This is a genomic window from Nonomuraea sp. NPDC049709 (assembly GCF_040674815.1).
In the GTDB taxonomy this organism is placed as follows: Bacteria; Actinomycetota; Actinomycetes; order Streptosporangiales; family Streptosporangiaceae; genus Nonomuraea.
The window spans coordinates 38,455-56,043 of record NZ_JBFANM010000017.1 but is presented as its reverse complement, the minus strand read 5'-3'; the positions used below and the strand labels follow the sequence as shown (position 1 = coordinate 56,043).

Annotated in this window: 14 protein-coding genes; 7 read left to right on the top strand and 7 right to left on the bottom strand. The window is 72.2% G+C overall.

Annotated features, from left to right (window positions below; all coding sequences use genetic code 11):
• The first annotated feature begins 675 nt into the window (after positions 1–675).
• The 6 genes from AB0J69_RS18850 to AB0J69_RS18825 are packed head-to-tail and all read left to right on the top strand — an operon-like array spanning position 676 to position 7,384.
• Entirely contained in the window at positions 676–2,523 is a 1,848-nt protein-coding gene (locus tag AB0J69_RS18850) for a protein kinase (RefSeq protein ID WP_364118459.1), read from the top strand.
• A 10-nt stretch (positions 2,524–2,533) separates the two neighbouring features.
• Entirely contained in the window at positions 2,534–4,243 is a 1,710-nt protein-coding gene (locus AB0J69_RS18845) for a protein kinase (protein WP_364118457.1), read from the top strand.
• On the top strand, positions 4,240–5,082 hold the full coding sequence (locus AB0J69_RS18840) for an AraC family transcriptional regulator (protein ID WP_364118455.1): 843 nt from the start codon (positions 4,240–4,242) through the stop codon (positions 5,080–5,082). Before AB0J69_RS18845 ends, AB0J69_RS18840 begins: the two co-directional genes overlap by 4 nt.
• Positions 5,083–5,093: 11 nt before the next feature.
• Positions 5,094–5,756 (top strand): AzlC family ABC transporter permease, encoded by a 663-nt coding sequence (locus tag AB0J69_RS18835; protein WP_364118453.1) that lies wholly within the window; start codon positions 5,094–5,096, stop codon positions 5,754–5,756.
• Positions 5,753–6,064: an AzlD domain-containing protein gene (locus AB0J69_RS18830; protein WP_364118451.1), complete on the top strand. Its 312-nt coding sequence runs from the start codon at positions 5,753–5,755 to the stop codon at positions 6,062–6,064. The genes AB0J69_RS18835 and AB0J69_RS18830 overlap by 4 nt, the downstream gene beginning before the upstream one ends.
• A 9-nt stretch (positions 6,065–6,073) precedes the next feature.
• Positions 6,074–7,384 carry a serine/threonine-protein kinase gene (locus AB0J69_RS18825; protein WP_364118449.1) on the top strand — a complete coding sequence of 437 codons (1,311 nt, stop codon included), beginning with the start codon at positions 6,074–6,076 and terminating at the stop codon, positions 7,382–7,384.
• Between the two features lie 17 nt (positions 7,385–7,401).
• Here the strand turns inward: AB0J69_RS18825 and AB0J69_RS18820 are convergent, their stop codons facing one another.
• The 3 genes from AB0J69_RS18820 to AB0J69_RS18810 are packed head-to-tail and all read right to left on the bottom strand — an operon-like array spanning position 7,402 to position 9,267.
• Positions 7,402–8,331: an RluA family pseudouridine synthase gene (locus tag AB0J69_RS18820; RefSeq protein WP_364118447.1), complete on the bottom strand. Its 930-nt coding sequence runs from the start codon at positions 8,329–8,331 to the stop codon at positions 7,402–7,404.
• Positions 8,324–8,905, bottom strand: a complete 582-nt coding sequence (lspA, locus tag AB0J69_RS18815; protein ID WP_364118650.1) for a signal peptidase II — start codon at positions 8,903–8,905, stop codon at positions 8,324–8,326. Before lspA ends, AB0J69_RS18820 begins: the two co-directional genes overlap by 8 nt.
• Positions 8,878–9,267, bottom strand: a complete 390-nt coding sequence (locus AB0J69_RS18810; RefSeq protein WP_185106697.1) for a TraR/DksA C4-type zinc finger protein — start codon at positions 9,265–9,267, stop codon at positions 8,878–8,880. The genes lspA and AB0J69_RS18810 overlap by 28 nt, the downstream gene beginning before the upstream one ends.
• Before the next feature lie 472 nt (positions 9,268–9,739).
• Here AB0J69_RS18810 and ileS point away from each other — a divergent pair, with 472 nt between their 5' ends.
• A complete protein-coding gene (gene ileS, locus AB0J69_RS18805; RefSeq protein ID WP_364118445.1) occupies positions 9,740–12,886 on the top strand; it encodes an isoleucine--tRNA ligase in 3,147 nt (1,048 codons plus the stop codon).
• A gap of 538 nt (positions 12,887–13,424) precedes the next feature.
• On the opposite strand, the gene AB0J69_RS18800 is transcribed toward ileS, so the two are convergent.
• The 4 genes from AB0J69_RS18800 to sepF form a co-directional block, all read right to left on the bottom strand.
• The gene (locus AB0J69_RS18800; RefSeq protein ID WP_364118444.1) at positions 13,425–13,994 is read right to left on the bottom strand and encodes a hypothetical protein; all 570 of its coding nucleotides are present in this window, start codon (positions 13,992–13,994) and stop codon (positions 13,425–13,427) included.
• A gap of 1,643 nt (positions 13,995–15,637) precedes the next feature.
• Positions 15,638–16,513 (bottom strand): DivIVA domain-containing protein, encoded by an 876-nt coding sequence (locus AB0J69_RS18795; protein ID WP_364118442.1) that lies wholly within the window; start codon positions 16,511–16,513, stop codon positions 15,638–15,640.
• Between the two features lie 105 nt (positions 16,514–16,618).
• Positions 16,619–16,906 carry a YggT family protein gene (locus AB0J69_RS18790; RefSeq protein ID WP_364118441.1) on the bottom strand — a complete coding sequence of 96 codons (288 nt, stop codon included), beginning with the start codon at positions 16,904–16,906 and terminating at the stop codon, positions 16,619–16,621.
• Between the two features lie 80 nt (positions 16,907–16,986).
• Positions 16,987–17,487, bottom strand: coding sequence for a cell division protein SepF (gene sepF, locus AB0J69_RS18785; RefSeq protein ID WP_364118439.1), 501 nt, complete (start codon positions 17,485–17,487; stop codon positions 16,987–16,989).
• Between the last annotated feature and the right edge of the window lie 102 nt (positions 17,488–17,589).

The following is a 17,589-nucleotide window of genomic DNA, read 5'->3' as shown; positions in this document are numbered from 1 at the left end:
CAGATCGGGCCGGTGCCCCTCGCACAGGATCACCCGCCCGTCCCCCTCGGCCGCGCAGTGGTCGGCCAGCCCCAGCCACTCCTCCATGGAGGCCGCGGCCCGCCGCTCCACCACCACCGGCAGCCCGAGCCCGGCCGCCGCCCGGACGAGGGGGATGTCGCGCGTCCACGACGCCCCCACCACCACGGCGTGCGCGAGCTCGGCGATCGCGGGCAGGTCGGCGGCCGAGGACGGCTCCACGAGCGTGGCCCCCTCCCGCAGCGCCTCGAACGCGTCGGCCGGGCCGCGCCGCGCCCGCAGGCTCACCCGGCCGTCGATCAGCACGGCCGGCCCGTCGCCCACGAGCAGCTCGCCCACGGCCACCGCGCGCCGTTCCAAGGTCGATGACATCCCGACTCCCGTTCGGCCGGCTCCCGAGGCCGGCGGAAAACCAAAAAGGCAGAGACGGGGTGTCTCTGCCTCGTGCCGACTCCAGGTGGTCGCTACCTGACGACCGGCTCTCCCGGAGCCGGCTCGGTAAACGCGTAGCGACGACAAGTCATATCTGAACCCTACACCCCTGCTCCCACCTGCTGGGCTGCACTTCTCACATGCCGGACTGTCCTTCTGGCGAGTCGCCGTTGATCCCTCGCTATGGGAGTATTTCTTGGCCTAGAGGAGGGTTTGAGGCCGTTGATGTCGGATCGCAAGCAGGACGGACGCCGCATCGCCGGCCGCTACCAGCTGCAGGAACCCATCGGCAGGGGCGGAATGGGCATCGTCTGGCGAGCCCACGACGAGCTCCTTGACCGCACGGTCGCGGTCAAGGAGGTCAGATACGCCGCCGCCCTGGGCGAGGAAGTGCAGCTGCTGAACCGGCGGACGATGCGCGAGGCGAGGGCGGCGGCCAGGTTCGAGCATCCCAACGTGATCGTCGTGCACGACGTGATCGAGGAGGATGGCCGGCCCTGGATCGTCATGCAGCTCGTCCAGTCGCGCTCACTGGGGGCCGTGATCAAGCAGGACGGCCCGCTGCCGCCGAAGCGGGTGGCGGAGATCGGCCTGGCCGTGCTGGACGCGCTGCACCGCGCCCACGAGGCGGGCGTGCTGCACCGCGACGTCAAACCCGAGAACGTGCTGCTGGCCGACGACGGCCGGGTCGTGCTCACCGACTTCGGCATCGCCACGCTGGAGACCGAGACGCAGCTCACCGTGACGGGCCTGGCGGGCACGCCGGCGTTCATCGCGCCCGAGCGGCTCAAGGGCCTGCCCGCGCGGCGCGAGTCGGACCTGTGGTCGCTGGGCGCCACGCTCTACACGGCGGTGGAGGGCCGCTCGCCGCACGAGCGCGGGATGGCCCTGGCGACCATGCACGCCGTGCTCACCGACGAGCCCGACCCGGCGACGCACGCGGGGCCGCTCACCGACGTGATCAACGGGCTGCTGGTGAAGGAGCCGGTGCAGCGGCTGACGTACGAGGAGGCGCAGCGGATGCTGCGCAACGCCGTCGCGCAGACGAGCGCGCCACCGACGGCCCAGTTCCCGGCGGCCCAGTTCCCGGCGTCGCAGGAGCTGCACGTGCCCGCCCCGGCCAAGCCGAAGCGCCCGGAGGTCCAGCCGACGAAGCCCAAGCGCCCCGGTCCCGCCAAGGCCAGGCGCCCGTACGCCCCCGTCGAGGACGACACCCCGACCGACCCGAACCTCGCCCCGGCCGCGCCGGTGCCGGACATGCCCGAGACCGGCGCGCGCGTCCCCCAGCCCTCGACCGTGGACCCGCGGCCCCCGACCGTGCCCACGGTGGAGGCCGGGCGGCCCGAGCAGCAGCGCCGGGCCGGGACGATCATCGCCGCGGCCGTCGCGGTCGTGCTGGTGGCGGGCGTGGGCGGCTACCTCGGCCTGCGCTCGGCCCCGGAGGAGAAGTCCTCGGACACGGACTCCCCGGGCACGGCGGCCGTCACCGCCACCCCGCCCTCCACGGCCCCGTCGCCGGCCCCTTCGTCGACCGCGTCGCCGAGCCAGAGCCCGAGCACGAGCCCCAGCCCGAGCGAGACCGCGAGTCCCAGCCCCAGCGCGACCCCCAAGGAGACGAAGGATCCGCTGCCGGCCGGGTGGAAGATGTACAAGGACAAGAAGCTCGGCTTCCAGATCGGGCTGCCCCCGAAGTGGGAGGTGTGGACGCGCAGCGGCCGGCAGGTCAGGTTCAAGGGACCGGGCGCGGCGTCCAACGCGTACGTCCTGATCGAGGAGGCGGCCAACCCGGGCACGGACCCGTACAAGGACTGGAAGAAGCAGGAGCCGTACCTGAAGAACAACTTCGGCGGCTACAAGAAGCTCGACATCAAGAAGGTCGACTACATGAAGGCCGCGGCCGACTGGGACTTCACCTGGAACACCAACACCGGGAAGACCCGCGTCCGCAACAGGGGTTTCGTCACCGACAACGGACGGGCGTACGCGATCTACTGGCACACGCTCAACAGCCACTGGAAGGCCGACTACCACTTCTTCGAAGGCTTCTGCGCGACGTTCGTACCCGCCAAGTAGGCTGCGCTGCGTGCACGTCAGCAATCGTTATCGCCTCGTCGAGCCACTCGGGCAGGGCGGCATGGGGGTGGTCTGGCGGGCCTACGACGAGCTGCTCGACCGTACGGTGGCGATCAAGGAGGTCCGCTACACCGGCGTCGGGGAGGCCCAGCGGGCCGAGCTCAACCGCCGGACCATCAGGGAGGCCCGGGCCGCGGGCCGCCTCGACCACCCCTCGGTGGTCGTCATCCACGACGTCGTGGAGGAGGACGGCCGCCCGTGGATCGTGATGCAGCTCGTCCGCTCGCGCTCGCTGGGGCAGGTGATCGGCGAGAGCGGGCCGCTGCGGGCCGGGCAGGTCGCGGTGATCGGCGGCCGGGTGCTGGACGCCCTGCGGGCCGCGCACGCCACGGGCGTGCTGCACCGTGACGTGAAGCCGGAGAACGTGCTGCTGGCCGACGACGGCCGGGTGGTGCTGACCGACTTCGGCATCGCCTCGCTGGAGGCCGAGGCGGGGCTCACGGCGTCCGGCAACCTGGTGGGCACGCCCGCGTACATGCCGCCCGAGCGCCTCAACGGCGAGCCCGCCCGGCCGGAGTCGGACCTGTGGTCGCTGGGCGCGACGCTCTACGCGGCCGTCGAGGGCGAGCCGCCGTTCAAGCGCGACTCGTGGGCCGCGACGGTGGCGGCGGTGCTGCGCGACGAGCCGGAGCCGCCGGTGCGGGCCGGGGCGCTGGAGCCGGTCATCATGGGGCTGCTGCGCAGGAGCCCGGCCGCCCGGATGCCCGCCGAGGAGGCCGCGCGGCTGCTGTACGAGATCGCCTCCGCCCCACCGGCGGGCGGCCTGCCGTGGACGGGCGGCTCCGACCGGCCGCACACCGGCCACGCGACCACCGGCCACGCGACCACCGGCCCCGCGACCACCGGCGGTGCCCTCGCAGGCGGTGCGGTCGCCGGCGGCGCGCTCTCCGGCGTTGCGTCCTCCGGCGGCGGGCTCTCCGGAGGAAGGCCGAGCCCGACGGTCCCCGGACGGCGGGGCGGGCGGCGGAAGGCGCTGTGGATCGGGCTGCCCGCGGCGGTGGCCGCCGTGGCGATGCTGGGCACGGGCGGCGTGCTGCTGTCCGACCGGTGGACGGCCGCGCCCGCGACCCAGACCCCCGAGACCCAGAGCCCCGAGACCCGGACCCCCGAGGCCCAGGACCCCGCGACCCCGACCCGGCAGGCCACGGCCGAGCCCGACGAGAGCCCGGCCCCGACACCCGGACCCACCGCCACCGGCCGCCCCGTGCCCGCGGGCTGGCGGGCCTACCGAAGCGCCGCGGGCCGCTTCCAGATCGCCATGCCCGAGGGCTGGCAGGCCCGCCGGACCCCCGGCCGGGACAGCATCTCCATCAAGGCACCCACCGGCCCGGGGGCGCTGATCGTCGAGTGGACGGTCCCCGACATCCCCTGGAAGGACCCGGTGCTGCACTGGATCGGGCTGGAGAAGGAGATCCGGGCGAAGGGCGAGTTCCAGGGGTACAAGCGCGTCGGCATCACCGCCACCGACTACCTCGGCCGCGACGCCGCCGACTGGGAGTTCGTCAGGATGCGCGGCGGCGTGCTGATCCACGTGGTCAACCGCGGCTTCCACACCGCCGACGGGCGCCCCTACGCCCTCTACTGGGAGACCACGCAGGCGCGGTGGCAGCGGGACCGGCACTACTTCGAGACGTTCGCCAAGAGCTTCCGGCCGCTGTGAAGGAGCAGGCCAGGTTCTGGCGGCACCCGGCGGTGCCGGAGACGGACCTGCTCAAGGCCCGTTACGTCACCCACCGCTTCGCCAGGCACGCGCACGACGGCTACGCCATCGGGCTCATCGTCGAGGGCGTGGAGGAGTTCGACTACCGGGGCACGCTGCACCGGGCGGCGCCCGGCGAGATGGTGCTGGTCAACCCCGACTCCGCGCACACCGGGCAGGCGGGCGTGCCGGGCGGGTGGGCGTACCGCATGCTCTACCCGTCGGTCGACGCGCTGGCCGGGATCGCGGCCGAGCTCGGCGGGCCGTACGGCACGCCGCATTTCCCCGCGCAGGTGGTGCGCGACGAGCAGGTGGCGGCGCTGCTCGGGCGGGCGCACCGGGCGGCCGAGCGGGGCGACGCGCTGGCCGCCTCGACGCTGAGCCGCACGCTGTTCGCCCGGCTGCTGACCCGCCACGCCACGCCCAGGCCGGCCGCGATCGTGCCGGCCGAGGGCAGGCAGGCGGTGCGCGAGGCGCTCGACCTGCTGCACGAGAGCCTCGTCGACCCGCCGACGCTGGACGGCCTGGCGGGCGCGGTGGGGGCCCGGCCGTTCGCGCTGCTGCGGGCGTTCAAGGCCGCGACGGGGATGCCGCCGCACGCGTACCTGACCTCGCTGCGGGTCCGCCAGGCGCGCCGCCTGCTGCGCTCCGGCGTGCCCCCGGCGCGGGTGGCGGCCGAGGTGGGCTTCACCGACCAGGCCCACCTGAACCGGCATTTCAAGCGCATCGTGGGCGTCCCGCCGGCCGCCTACCAGCGGGCCGCAGGAACGTACAAGACGGGCGATTCCCCCGTCTCCTAACCTCGGGCGGCATGGAAGAGAAGACACACCGCTCCGCCGCCGTGCGGGACGGTCTCGGTGTCGGCCTGGCCGTGGGGCTGTCCGGGCTCGCCTTCGGCGCCGCGGCGATCACCGCGGGCCTGTCCGTGCCGCAGGCGTGCGTGCTGAGCCTGCTGGCGTTCACCGGGGCCTCGCAGTTCGCGCTGACCGGCGCGGTGGGCGCGGGCGGCGACCTGGCCGCCGCCGCGCTGGGAGGGCTGCTGCTCGGCGGCCGCAACACCCTGTACGGCCTGCGCCTGGCCGCCCTGCTCGAGGTACGCGGCCCCCGCAGGCTGCTGGCCGCCCACGGCGTCATCGACGAGACCACGGCCGTCGCGCTGGCCCAGCCCACCCCCCAGGCGGCCCGCACCGGCTTCGTCACCACGTTCGCCAGCCTCTACGTCGCCTGGAACCTCACCACGCTGGCGGGCGCGTACGGCACCTCGTTCCTGGGCGACCCCGGCGTGCTGGGGCTGGACGTGGTGGGCCCGGTCGCGTTCCTGGCGATCCTGTGGCCCCGGCTGGCCGAGCGCGCCGAGCTGCGCCGGCTGGCCGCGATCGCGGCGGTGATCGCGCTGTGCGCCACCCCGTTCCTCCCGCCGGGCGTGCCGGTGCTGCTGTCGGCCGCGGCCGTCCTGGTGGTGCTGGCCCGATGACGCTGTGGTGGGCGGTCGCCGTCGTCTGCGCGGGCTGCTACGCGCTCAAGCTGGCCGGGCTCGCCGCGCCCCGGCGGGTGCTGGACCATCCGGTGGTGCGCAGGTTCGCGGAGCTGGTGCCGGTGGCGCTGCTGGCGGCGCTGGTCGCGGTGCAGCTGTTCACGGAGGACGGCGGGCTGCGCTTCGATCCGGCGCGTACGGCGGGCCTCGGGGCGGCGGTCGTGGCGCTGCTGCTGCGGGCACCGTTTCTGGTCGTTCTGGCCGCGGCGGCGGCCGTCACCGCGCTTGTCCGGATTCTTCTGGGGTAGTCGCCGTGCATGTCTGATTCAGCGGGGATTGTCGGTGGGCGATACCGGCTGCTCAAGACGATCGGGAAGGGCGGCATGGGCACCGTCTGGCACGCGCACGACGAGGTGCTCGGCCGGGACGTGGCCGTCAAGGAGATCCTGCCGCCTCCCGATTTGACGGGCGCCGAGCGCGAGGTGTTCGCCGTACGCACCTTCCGCGAGGCCAGGGCGGCAGGCCGGGTGGCGCACCCCGGCGTGGCCACCGTGTACGACGTCGTGGAGGAGCGCGGTCACCCCTGGATCGTCATGCAGCTCGTGCACTCCCGCACGCTGGGCGAGCAGATCCGCGACGACGGCCCCATGTCGCCCCTCGACGCCGCGAGCATCGGGCTGCAGCTCATGGAGGCGCTGCGCGCCGCGCACGCGGCCGGGGTGTTACACAGGGACGTCAAACCCGACAACGTGCTGCTCACCCCCGACGGCCGGGCGGTGCTCACCGACTTCGGCATCGCCACCACGGAGGACGAGGCGCCCGTCACGCGGACGGGCATCCTGGTCGGCACCCCCGCCTTCATGGCCCCCGAACGCGCGGCCGGCGGCCGGGCCAGGCCCGCCTCGGACCTGTGGTCGCTGGGCGTGACCCTCTACATGGCCGTCGAGGGCCACTCCCCCTTCCACCGCGACCACGCCCTGGCCACGCTGGGCGCGGTCATGCACGCCGAGCCGGAGCCGCTGGCGCGGGCGGGCGTGCTCGCGCCGGTGCTGCTGGGCCTGCTGCGCAAGAACCCCGCCGAGCGCATGTCGCTGGAGGAGGCCGAGCGACGGCTGGCCGCGATCCTGGCGGGCGGCGCCCCCGAGCAGACGGGCCCCGTCACCGTGCCGGAGGTGACCCGGCGGCGCCGGCTGCCGGTGGCCGCGATCGCCGCGGGCGCGCTCATCGTCGGGGTCGTCACGGGCGGGGCGGCCTGGTGGTCTCAGCGCGACCTGCCGCGCACCGCTCCGCCGAGCCGCGTGCCCGCCGTGGTGACCACACCCGCGCCGGCCACGCCCGCCCCTACCACCCCGCGGCCGACGTACGAGGCCTCGGCGGTCCCGCCGGGCGGCACCCCGCCGCCCACCATGAGCGGGCCCCGGACGCCGACGGCCGATCGGACCACCGGGAAGAAGAGCCCCACGCAGCAGCCCACACCCACCAAGACGCCGACCAAGACGCCGACCAAGACCAAGAAGGACAAGAAGGAAGGGGACGGGACGCCCTCACGCTCCCCCGGCCAGGTCGAGGGGTCGGACAACGGCCGCGCGGCGGACGAGGGCAAGAAGAAGGCCGGCCGGCGGGGCTGAGCTAGCCGCCCGCTGTCTCAGGACTCCTCGCGCACGATGTCGAGGGCCTTCTGCAGGTCCTGGGGGTAGTCGGTGCTGAACGAGATCCACTCGCCGGTCGAGGGGTGCTCGAACCCGAGCGCCACCGCGTGCAGCCACTGCCGCGTCACTCCCAGCCGGGCCGCCAGGGTGGGGTCGGCGCCGTACAGCAGGTCGCCGACGCAGGGGTGGCGCAGCGCGGACATGTGCACCCTGATCTGGTGCGTACGCCCGGTCTCCAGCTTGATGTCCAGCAGCGACGCCGCCCGGAACGCCTCCACCGTGTCGTAGTGCGTGACGGACGGCTTCCCGCCCGCGACCACGGCGAACCGGCCGTCCCCCGACGGGTGCCGGTCGATGGGCGCGTCCACCGTGCCCCGGAACGGGTCGGGGTGCCCCTGCACCAGCGCGTGGTAACGCTTGTCGACCGTGCGCTCCTTGAAGGCCCGCTTGAGCCAGGAGTAGGCGTGCTCGCTCTTGGCCACCACCATCGCGCCCGTGGTGTTGGCGTCGAGCCGGTGCACGATGCCCTGCCGCTCGGCGGCGCCGCTGGTGGCGATGGTGTGGCCGGCCCCGAGCAGGCCGCCGATGACGGTCGGGCCGGTCCAGCCGACGGTCGGGTGCGCGGCCACCCCGATGGGCTTGTTGACCACGATGATGTCGTCGTCCTCGTACACGATGGTCATGCCCGGCACCGGCTCGGCGACCGGCATGGGCGTGGTGACCGGCGGCGGCATCGTCACGTCGAGCCAGGCGCCGGCGTGCACCCGGTCGGACTTGGCCGGCTGGCGGCCGTCCACCAGCACCTCGCCCGCGACGATCAGCTCGGCCGCGCGTGTGCGGGAGAAACCGAACAGCCGCGAGAGCGCGGCGTCGAGCCGCTCGCCCTCCAGCCCGTCGGGCACCGGCAGGCTGCGCTGCTCAGTCATTGTCGGCCACCTCCTTGGACCCGTCGATCTGCACGTTGCGCCAGGCCAGGATGACCGCCAGGATTCCCCCGCAGACGATCGCCGAGTCGGCGATGTTGAACACCGGGAAGTAGTCGATGACGGGGAAGTGCCCAGGGAGCACCTCGATGAAGTCCACGACGTGCCCCTGGAGCTGGGACGAGCGGCCGATCCCCGACGGGTAGCGCAGCAGCCTGTCGGTGAGGTTGCCCAGCGCCCCGCCCAGCAGCAGCCCGAGCGCGACCGCCCAGGAGCGGCTGCCGAGCTTGCGGGCCGTGCGCACGATGGCCACGACAACGCCGGCCGCGATGAACGTGAAGACGAACGTCATTCCGGTGCCGATGCTGAACGCGGCACCGGAATTGAAGATCACCCGGAACTGCAGGACGTCCGGGATGACGACCATCGGCGCCTCACCCTGCAGCGTGCGCAGCACCACCGTCTTGGTGATGAGGTCGGCCGCGTAGATGACGGCCGCCAGCACGACGAGGACGGCGAAGAGGCGCCGTCGAGGCTTGCCCCCCGAGCCTACCGGCGCTCCTCCTTCTGCTTGCAGGCCACGCACAGCGTCGCCCTCGGGAACGCCTGAAGGCGTTCCTTGCCGATCGGCTTGTGGCACGATTCGCACACTCCATAGGTCCCTGCGTCGATCCTGGCGATCGCACGTTCGTTCTGCGCGACCAGATCGCGCGCATTCAGGGTAAGGGCGATCTCGCGTTCGCGCTCGTACGTCTTGGCGCCGGCGTCCGCCTGGTCGTCGCCGGCTCCCTGGGTGACGTCTCCAGAGGCTATCTCCGACTCGTGGCGCAGGATGTCCGCCTCGAGCTCGTCGATCTCCGTCTGGAGCCTGCCGCGTACCTCGGCCAGCTCCTCTTCCGACCACATCGACGGTGTAGCGGTCTGCGTGACTGCCGCCATGGCTGCCTCCATTGCTGATCAAGGCCGTAAAGGGTGCGGGCAGCTTAGGATCCTCATAACGGAACGGCAAACGACCCGCCGGACGGTTTACCTCCCCCGTACTATCCCGCCTCGCGCATTCAACTCCTCCCCAGCAGCGTCCATTCCCACAACTTTGCGCCGTTTACGTCTCGCGTACCGACGAGGCGTCGTGAGTACCCCGGACGCCACCGGGAAAACCTGGAAGCCTTGGGCCCCGCTCTGCGTTATGGTTTGAGACTGCAAGGCGTTGATGGGGCCCGACTGTGAGGGATATCACCCCGGAGCCGCCGGAAGAACGGCTCTCCCGAGCTCATTAGAACCGGCCGCAGACCGAATGGAGAGGGCCCCGCCCAGCGCGAGGCCAAGAAGGGTGGTACCGCGGAGCCGCCAGGCTTCGTCCCTTCACGCACACCAGCCAGCCGGCCGATCAAGCGTGGAGGTTCCGCCCGAAATGTCTTCCCCATCTTTCCGCTCTCTTCCCGCGCAGGTCGACCTGCCCGTGCTCGAGCGCGAGGTCCTCGACCGCTGGCGGGACGGGAAGATCTTCGAGCGGTCCGTGGAGCAGAACTCCGGCAACCCGTCGTGGGTCTTCTACGAGGGCCCGCCGACCGCCAACGGCCTGCCGGGCGTCCACCACGTCGAGGCGCGCGTGTTCAAGGACCTGTTCCCCCGCTACAAGTCGATGCGGGGCTTCAGCGTGCCGCGCAAGGCGGGCTGGGACTGCCACGGCCTGCCGGTCGAGGTCGGCGTGGAGCGCGAGCTGGGCCTGTCCGGCAAGAAGGACATCGAGACGTACGGCATCGCCGAGTTCAACGCCAAGTGCCGCGAGTCGGTGCTGCGGCACGTGGACGCGTTCGAGCAGATGACCGAGCGGATGGGCTACTGGATCGACCTGTCCCAGGCCTACCGCACCATGGACCCGTCCTACATCGAGTCGGTGTGGTGGTCGCTCAAGGTCGTCTTCGACAAGGGGCTGCTGTTCCGCGACTTCCGGATCACCCCCTACTGCCCGCGCTGCGGCACCGGGCTGTCCGACCACGAGCTGGGCCAGCCGGGCGGCTACGAGACCGTCTCCAGCCCGTCGGTCTACGTCCGCATGCCCGCGACGACCGGCCCGCTCGCCGAGCTGGGCGCCGCGCTGCTGGTCTGGACGACCACGCCGTGGACGCTGGTCTCCAACACGGCCGTGGCCGTGCACCCGGACGTCACCTATGTCGCGGCCCGCACGGCCGACGGCGAGGTGCTGGTCGTGGCCGAGCCGCTGCTCTCGGTGCTCGGCGAGGACGTGACCGAGCTGGCCCGCTACACCGGCCGCGAGCTGGAGCACACCGCCTACACCCGGCCGTTCGACCTGGTCGACATCCCGGGCGCCCACTACGTGGTGCTCGGCGACTACGTCACCGTCGAGGACGGCACCGGTCTGGTCCACCAGGCGCCCGCCTTCGGCGCCGACGACCTGGCCGTCATCAAGAAGTACGACATGCCCGTCGTCAACCCGATCGGCCCCGACGGCCGCTTCCTCGACGACGTGCCCATGGTCGGCGGCCGGTTCTTCAAGGACGCCGACGAGGAGCTGACCGAGGACCTGCGGGCGCGCGGGCTGCTGTTCCGCGGCGGGCACCTCGAGCACAGCTACCCGCACTGCTGGCGCTGCCACACCGCGCTGCTCTACTACGCGCTCCCCTCCTGGTACATCCGCACCACCGCCGTCAAGGACCAGATGCTGGCCGAGAACGCCGGCACCAACTGGTACCCGGACACGATCAAGTGGGGCCGCTTCGGCGAGTGGCTGCGCAACAACGTCGACTGGTCACTGTCGCGCTCGCGCTACTGGGGCACGCCGCTGCCGCTGTGGGTGTGCTCGGAGGACGAGTCCCACGTGACGTGCGTCGGGTCGCTGGAGGAGCTGGGCACCCTGGCGGGCCAGGACGTCTCGGCCCTCGACCCGCACCGCCCGTTCGTCGACGACGTCACCTTCGCCTGCCCGACCTGCGGCGGCCAGGCCCGCCGGGTGCCCGACGTCATCGACGCCTGGTACGACTCGGGCTCCATGCCGTTCGCCCAATGGGGCGAGCGCGGCAAGCCGGAGGGCGTCTACCCGGCGCAGTTCATCTGCGAGGCCACCGACCAGACGCGCGGCTGGTTCTACTCGCTGATGGCCGTCGGCACGCTCGTCTTCGGCCAGTCCTCCTACGAGAACGTGCTCTGCCTCGGCCTCATCCTGGCCGAGGACGGCCGCAAGATGAGCAAGCACCTGGGCAACATCCTCGAGCCGATCCCGCTGATGGACCAGCACGGGGCCGACGCGCTGCGCTGGTTCATGGCCTGCTCGGGCTCGCCGTGGGCGGCCCGCCGGGTGGGGCACAACACGCTCGAGGAAATCGTCCGCAAGGTCCTGCTGACGCTCTGGAACACCGCCTCGTTCTTCACCCTCTACGCCAACGCCGAGTCCTGGTCGCCGGCCAAGCTGTCCGAGGCCACCCCGCCCGGCCAGCGTGCGCTGCTCGACCGCTGGGCGCTGGCCGAGCTGCACAGGACGGTCGCCGAGGTCACGGCGGCGCTGGACGAGTACGACACCCAGCGCGCCGGCCGCCGCCTGGCCGACTTCCTCGACGACCTGTCCAACTGGTACGTACGCCGTTCGCGCCGCCGCTTCTGGCAGGGCTCGGAGGACGCGTTCGCGACGCTGTACGAGTGCCTGGAGACCGTGATCCGGCTGATGGCGCCCATCACGCCGTTCCTCACCGACCACCTGTGGGACGTGCTGCGCGCGGCCGACGCGCCCTCCTCGGTGCACCTGGCCCCCTGGCCGGAGGTGCGCGAGGACCTGCTCAACCCGGCGCTGTCGGACCAGATGGCCCTGGTGCGCCGGCTGGTGGAGCTGGGCCGCTCGGCCCGGGCCTCGTCGGGCGTCAAGACCCGCCAGCCGCTGCGGCGCGCCCTGGTGGGGGCGCACGACTGGCCGTCGCTCCCCGGCGAGCTGCGCGGCCTGGTGGCGGAGGAGCTGAACGTCCATACCATGGAGGACATGTCGGGCTTCAGCGCCGACCTCGTGTCCTACTCGGTGAAGCCCAACTTCCGGGCGCTGGGCAAGCGGTTCGGGCCCCGTACCAAGCTGGTGGCGGCCGCGGTGGCCGCCGCCGACGCCACCCGCGTGGCCAGGGCCCTGCGCTCCGGCTCCACGGTCATGGTGGAGGCGGACGAGCTGGGCGAGATCATGCTCGGCCCCGACGAGGTGATCGTCAACGAGCAGCCCCGCTCCGGCTGGGCCGTGGAGACGGGCGCGATCGGCACGGGCACGGGCGAGACGGTGGCCCTGGACCTGGAGCTCACGGACGACCTGCGCCGCGCGGGCCTGCTCCGCGAGGTCATCCGGCTGGTCCAGGAGGCCCGCAAGTCGACCGGCCTGTCGATCACGGACCGCATCACCCTGTGGTGGACCAGCACGTCCCCCGACCTGGCCACGGCGCTCCGTTCGGAGGGTCGCGTGGTGTCGGAGGAGGTCCTGGCCACGACCCTCACGGAGGGCACGGCCGAGGACCTGCCGTCGCACACGGACGAGGACCTGGGCCTGACCTTCCAGCTCCGCCGCGCCTGACCCGACACACTCGGGAGCTCACAAGGGCAACCACGGCATACAAGGGGGCGCGCCCAACCGGGCGCGCCCCTTCGCCTGCCACCGCCCACCTACGCCCTGCCAGGCCGCCGCCCCCGCCGCACGATCACCTCACCGCGCTGCACCGCACAGCAGCGCTCCCAGCATCACGCAGCGCCACCCACCTGTACGCCGCACCAGACGCCACCCCGCTCGTCTCACAGCAGCGTCCTCGGCATCACGCAGCACCCCATCGTCGCAGCGCCACACAACAGCGGGGCCCGTCCCACACAACAGCGGGTCCCGTGCCACACATCAGCGGGTCCCGTGCCACACAACAGCGGCCCCAGCCCCCACAACAGCGGGCCCAGCGCCACACCGCAGCGGGCTCCTTCGCGTCACCCACCCTGCCAGCCCAGGCCCGCGGTTCGCCCAGGGACCACAACGGCCCCCAGCGTCACGCTGGAGGCCGTGTCAGGACAAGCGGGACCGAGCATCCGGACCCCGATGGGGTGCAGGAGCTCCTGCAGCCCTTCCTCAGTCAGCCGACCGTCTCGCGATCGTGCTGGCACACCGAGCAACTGGTCAGCCCGGCCGCTTCCGCCGCGGCGAGCGTCATCGTCTCCACGCCGGTCTCCCCGGCCCCCCGGATCAACGGGCAGGCGGTGCTGTGGTAGCGGCGAGTGCCGATGATGACCTTCACAGTCCCCGGCCGCTCACCCCTGCCGCCCCCGGCAGTCCCCTTGGCCCCGGCGGCGGACTCGTCACCGGTCTTACCTCCGGACGTCTCCGCCTTGGCACCAGAGACCTGCCCCTTCCCGGACCCGCCGGACGCCGGCGGCCGGGACGCGCCCGAAGAGGGCCCGCCCTTGGACGACGAGCCGCTCCCCCCGGTTCTCGGCTCCTCCCCCTTGGCGGCCCCCGCCTTGGGGCCGGCCTGGGAAGCACTCCCCGGAACGGAACCACCTGGAGCGACACCGCTCGAACCGGAACCACCGGAGACGGCCCCCGGCTTGGTGCCCGACGGTCTGGCCGGCGCCCCGGTGGGCAGCGGCCCCTTCGGCTTGGCCTCCGACTCGGCCGACGACGCGGGCCGCTCGTGCAGGATCACGGTCTCCCCCGCCGAGGACGACTCCTCACCCGGACGAGTCGAACGCTCCGACGGCTTGGCAGCCGACCCCCCTGGCCGCCCAGGCGTCACGGACGCGGGCACTCGAGGCTGCGGCGCCGTAGCGGGCCCTGAGGAGTCATCGTCCTGCACACCCGCGTCAGAGGCCCGCCCGAGCGAGCCCCCACCCTGACCGGGCCGGCCACTGGACTGACCAGGCCTGCCACTGACTCCACCCGACCCACCGGGCCTGTCACCAGTTCCACCAGGCCGACCGGACCCGTCACCGGCCTCACCGGGCTGTCCCGGCCTGCCGCTGGAACCGGGCTTGCCCGGTCCGGCACCCGGCTGCCCCGGCTTGGCCGCGGGCTTGGCGCCACTGGACTGCTCCGGCGTGGCTGCGGTCTGCCCGGGCTCGGCCCCCGGACGGCCGGACGGGCCACTGCCCGGCTGACCCGGCTCGGCACCAGCCCGCCCGGCCCCGGAACCGGGCCGCCCGGACGGCTCACGCTGCCCGGACGGCTCACGCTGCCCGGACTTCTCAGACGCGCCACCTGACTGACCACCCGGCTGACCGCCGGACTGACCACTGGGCCGGCCACCGGACTGACCACCCGGCTTCGCGGCTTTCGTACCGGCCCGCCCAGGCTCGTCCGGTGTGTCACCGGGAGGCTGCGACGGCCTGTTCTCATCAGAAGAGGGCTCACCCGAGGAGGGCGCGCCCGACTCGGCCTTGCGCGCGAACGGCGGCGGCCGGAAGTAAGAAGTCTGCTGATCCGCCTGCTCATCATCCGAATCAGATTCGGGGGCGGCGGAGGATGCCCTGGCCTGGCTCGCGGGAGCGGCCGAGGGACCCGAGGGACGGCCGAACCACCCGGTGGCGCCTTCCTCGTGGGCGGCGGCAGGCTCCGGGCTGGGGGTGGAAGCCTTCGTGTCGGGCTTCGGCGGGGCGACCGGCGGACGTAGGTCGCGGGTCTCCGCGGAGTTTTCGGCTCGGCTCCCCACGGTGGGATCCGTGGCGAGAGCGGGGCCTGGGGCGACGGCGGGCTCGGGGTCGGCGGCAGGCGGCAGTTGCCGTCCGCCGAGCGCGGCGTCAGGCAGGCACGCCGTGCAGGGCGTGAAGCCCTCCTCGCGCGCCTCTTCGTACGTGAGCTCCTCGTGATCCCGGCCGATCAGCTGCCTGCACCCGGGGACGTGGTAACGCTTGCGTCCCGGGATCACCAGCACGAGCGCATCCGGCGAGATGCCGCTCGCCGCCGGTCGGCGGGGGGCGGCAGCCGGGACGGTCGCCGTCCGCTGCGGAGGCTGCGGCGGCGGCTGGGGTTGCAGGTGCGGCTGCGGGTGCGGCTGGTGGGCCATGGGGCCGGTCTGGTTGTAAGGCGGAGCGGGCGGCATGAGCCCCTTCGGGGGGGTGGCCGGCGCAGCGGCCTGCCCACCTCCGGGAAAAAGCTCGTTCCGCCGCAGGAACGCCCCGATCACCAGGAACAGCGCGGACAGCACGCTGACCACGATGGACCACATGATCAGGAACGGCTTCGCCAGTACGAAGCCCGCGATCAGCAGAACCACTGCCGCGAGCACCAAACCAGCACTGATAAGGATCACAGGGGGCTCTTTCGAGTGACAGGTCCTAGTGACCCGCTACTTTACCGGCGGTCGTTGTGCGGACCGTCACCGCCGGGGAAGGCACCCTGCGGAGCCTCGCCGCCGAACGGGTTGGGACCACCCGGAAGGGGCGGCTGGCCACCCTGCGGCACGGCGTGCGACATGGCGGGAGCCTGGCCCTGCGGACCGGACATCACCGGGAACCCGCCGCTGCCCTCCGCGGAGACGTTGAGCTCGGCGAGCTGGTTCTCCAGGTAGAGCTTGAGCCTGCTGCGGTATTCGCGCTCGAAGCTGCGCAGCTCCTCGACCTTGCGCTCGAGCTCGTCGCGGGTCTGCACCAGCGAGCCCATCGCCTGGCGGTGGCGCTCCTGCGCGTCGCGCTCGAGCGTCTCGGCGCGGGCACGGGCGTCGCCGATGACCTGCTCAGCCTGGCGGCGGGCCTTGGTGAGGATCTCGTCGGCCTCGCGCCGGGCGCGGGTCACCGTCTCGTCCGCCTCCCGGCGGGCGTCGGCGATCGCCTGGTCGGCGGTCTGCTGGGCGAGGGCGAGCACGCGGGCCGCGGTGTCCATGTTGTCCTCGGCGGGAGGCATGCTCATGGCCACGGGGACCGGCTGCTGCTGCTGCATCGGCGGCGGCTCGGGGGCCCGCATGGGCTCCGGCTGCGGCGGCCCCATCATCTCGGGCTTGGGCTGCTCCTGGACCGGGGCGGAGGCCATGGGCATGTTCATGCCGCCCGGCACCTTCCCGCGCAGGCACTCGGCCAGCTTGGCGCGGAGCTCCTCGTTCTCTTGGATCAGGCGGTCGAGCTCAGCTTCCACCTCGTCGAGGAAGGCGTCGACCTCTTCCTCGTCGTAGCCCGGCCGCAGCCGGGTGGTACTGAACTGCTTGTTCCGCACATCAGCGGGCGTCAGCGGCATTTTTTGGTCTCCTTGGCGCGCTTGGAGTCTGTCCGGAGGACGGTAACCCGAATCACTTCAGCGCGGACACGAGTTGGATCACGACCGGCGCCACACCGGCCCGGCTCATCGCAGCGTTCCGGCGATCTGAATCAAGATCAGAACCACGATGAACAGGACAGTGAAGCTTAGGTCAAAGGCCACCGTACCCAACCGGAGCGGAGGAATGAAACGGCGGAGGAACTTGAGAGGTGGGTCAGTTGCGGTGTATGTGGCCTCAGCCACGACCAGCACGACGCCCGAAGGCCGCCACTGACGGGCGAAAGCCTGCACCGTCTCGAAGATCATCCTGCCGATGAGCAGCACCAAGTAGAGAGACAGGACAACGACCAAGATCCCACCGACGACGTCCACGGCCCGGCCGCGCCTCCACTTCTGATGTGCCCTCCCGGTCTCGGCGAGACCTGGTTGGGTCCGATAGGCATACAGAGACTCTAACTCTGGTTGAAGAATCCGCGTTCCGCGATTCGGGCCTTGTCCTCAGCGGTCACCTCGACATTGGCAGGGGACAACAGGAACACCTTGTTGGTAACACGTTCAATGCTGCCATGTAGGCCAAAGACCAGACCTGCCGCGAAATCGACGAGGCGCTTCGCGTCACTGTCAACCATCTCGGTCAGATTCATGATGACCGGGGTGCCGTCGCGGAAGTGCTCTCCGATCGTACGCGCCTCGTTGTACGTCCGGGGGTGGAGGGTCGTGATGCGGGCCAGATCGGTCGTGCGGCGTTCCAGGATCGTCGTGGTGGGCCTGGGCGCGGGGACCCCGGCTTCAGGCTCGTCGTCGCGGTCCTGGACCGCCACGGGCCGTTCCTCGCCGGTTCGCTGGACCTCGTCGTCGTAGGCGTACTCGTCCGTGTAGGTCTCGTACCTCTCGTAGCGGTCGTCCTCCACGAGACCGAGGTAGACCGCCATCTTGCGCATCGCGCCGGCCATCGCTAAGTCGTCCTCCTGCTCATGGTCGCACTCGCTCGGGCCCGTCGCCGTGTCCGAGGCGGTAGCCGTACCCCCCTGGAGCTCACCGCTGATCGACCTCTA

Coding starts and splice junctions, on each gene's coding strand:
- AB0J69_RS18830 (WP_364118451.1), top strand. CDS start 5,753: ATGACGCTGTGGTGGGCGGTCGCCGTCGTCTGCGCGGGCTGCTACGCG.
- AB0J69_RS18850 (WP_364118459.1), top strand. CDS start 676: ATGTCGGATCGCAAGCAGGACGGACGCCGCATCGCCGGCCGCTACCAG.
- AB0J69_RS18835 (WP_364118453.1), top strand. CDS start 5,094: ATGGAAGAGAAGACACACCGCTCCGCCGCCGTGCGGGACGGTCTCGGT.
- ileS (WP_364118445.1), top strand. CDS start 9,740: ATGTCTTCCCCATCTTTCCGCTCTCTTCCCGCGCAGGTCGACCTGCCC.
- AB0J69_RS18810 (WP_185106697.1), bottom strand. CDS start 9,267: ATGGCGGCAGTCACGCAGACCGCTACACCGTCGATGTGGTCGGAAGAG.
- sepF (WP_364118439.1), bottom strand. CDS start 17,487: ATGGCCGGCGCGATGCGCAAGATGGCGGTCTACCTCGGTCTCGTGGAG.
- AB0J69_RS18820 (WP_364118447.1), bottom strand. CDS start 8,331: ATGACTGAGCAGCGCAGCCTGCCGGTGCCCGACGGGCTGGAGGGCGAG.
- AB0J69_RS18825 (WP_364118449.1), top strand. CDS start 6,074: ATGTCTGATTCAGCGGGGATTGTCGGTGGGCGATACCGGCTGCTCAAG.
- AB0J69_RS18795 (WP_364118442.1), bottom strand. CDS start 16,513: ATGCCGCTGACGCCCGCTGATGTGCGGAACAAGCAGTTCAGTACCACC.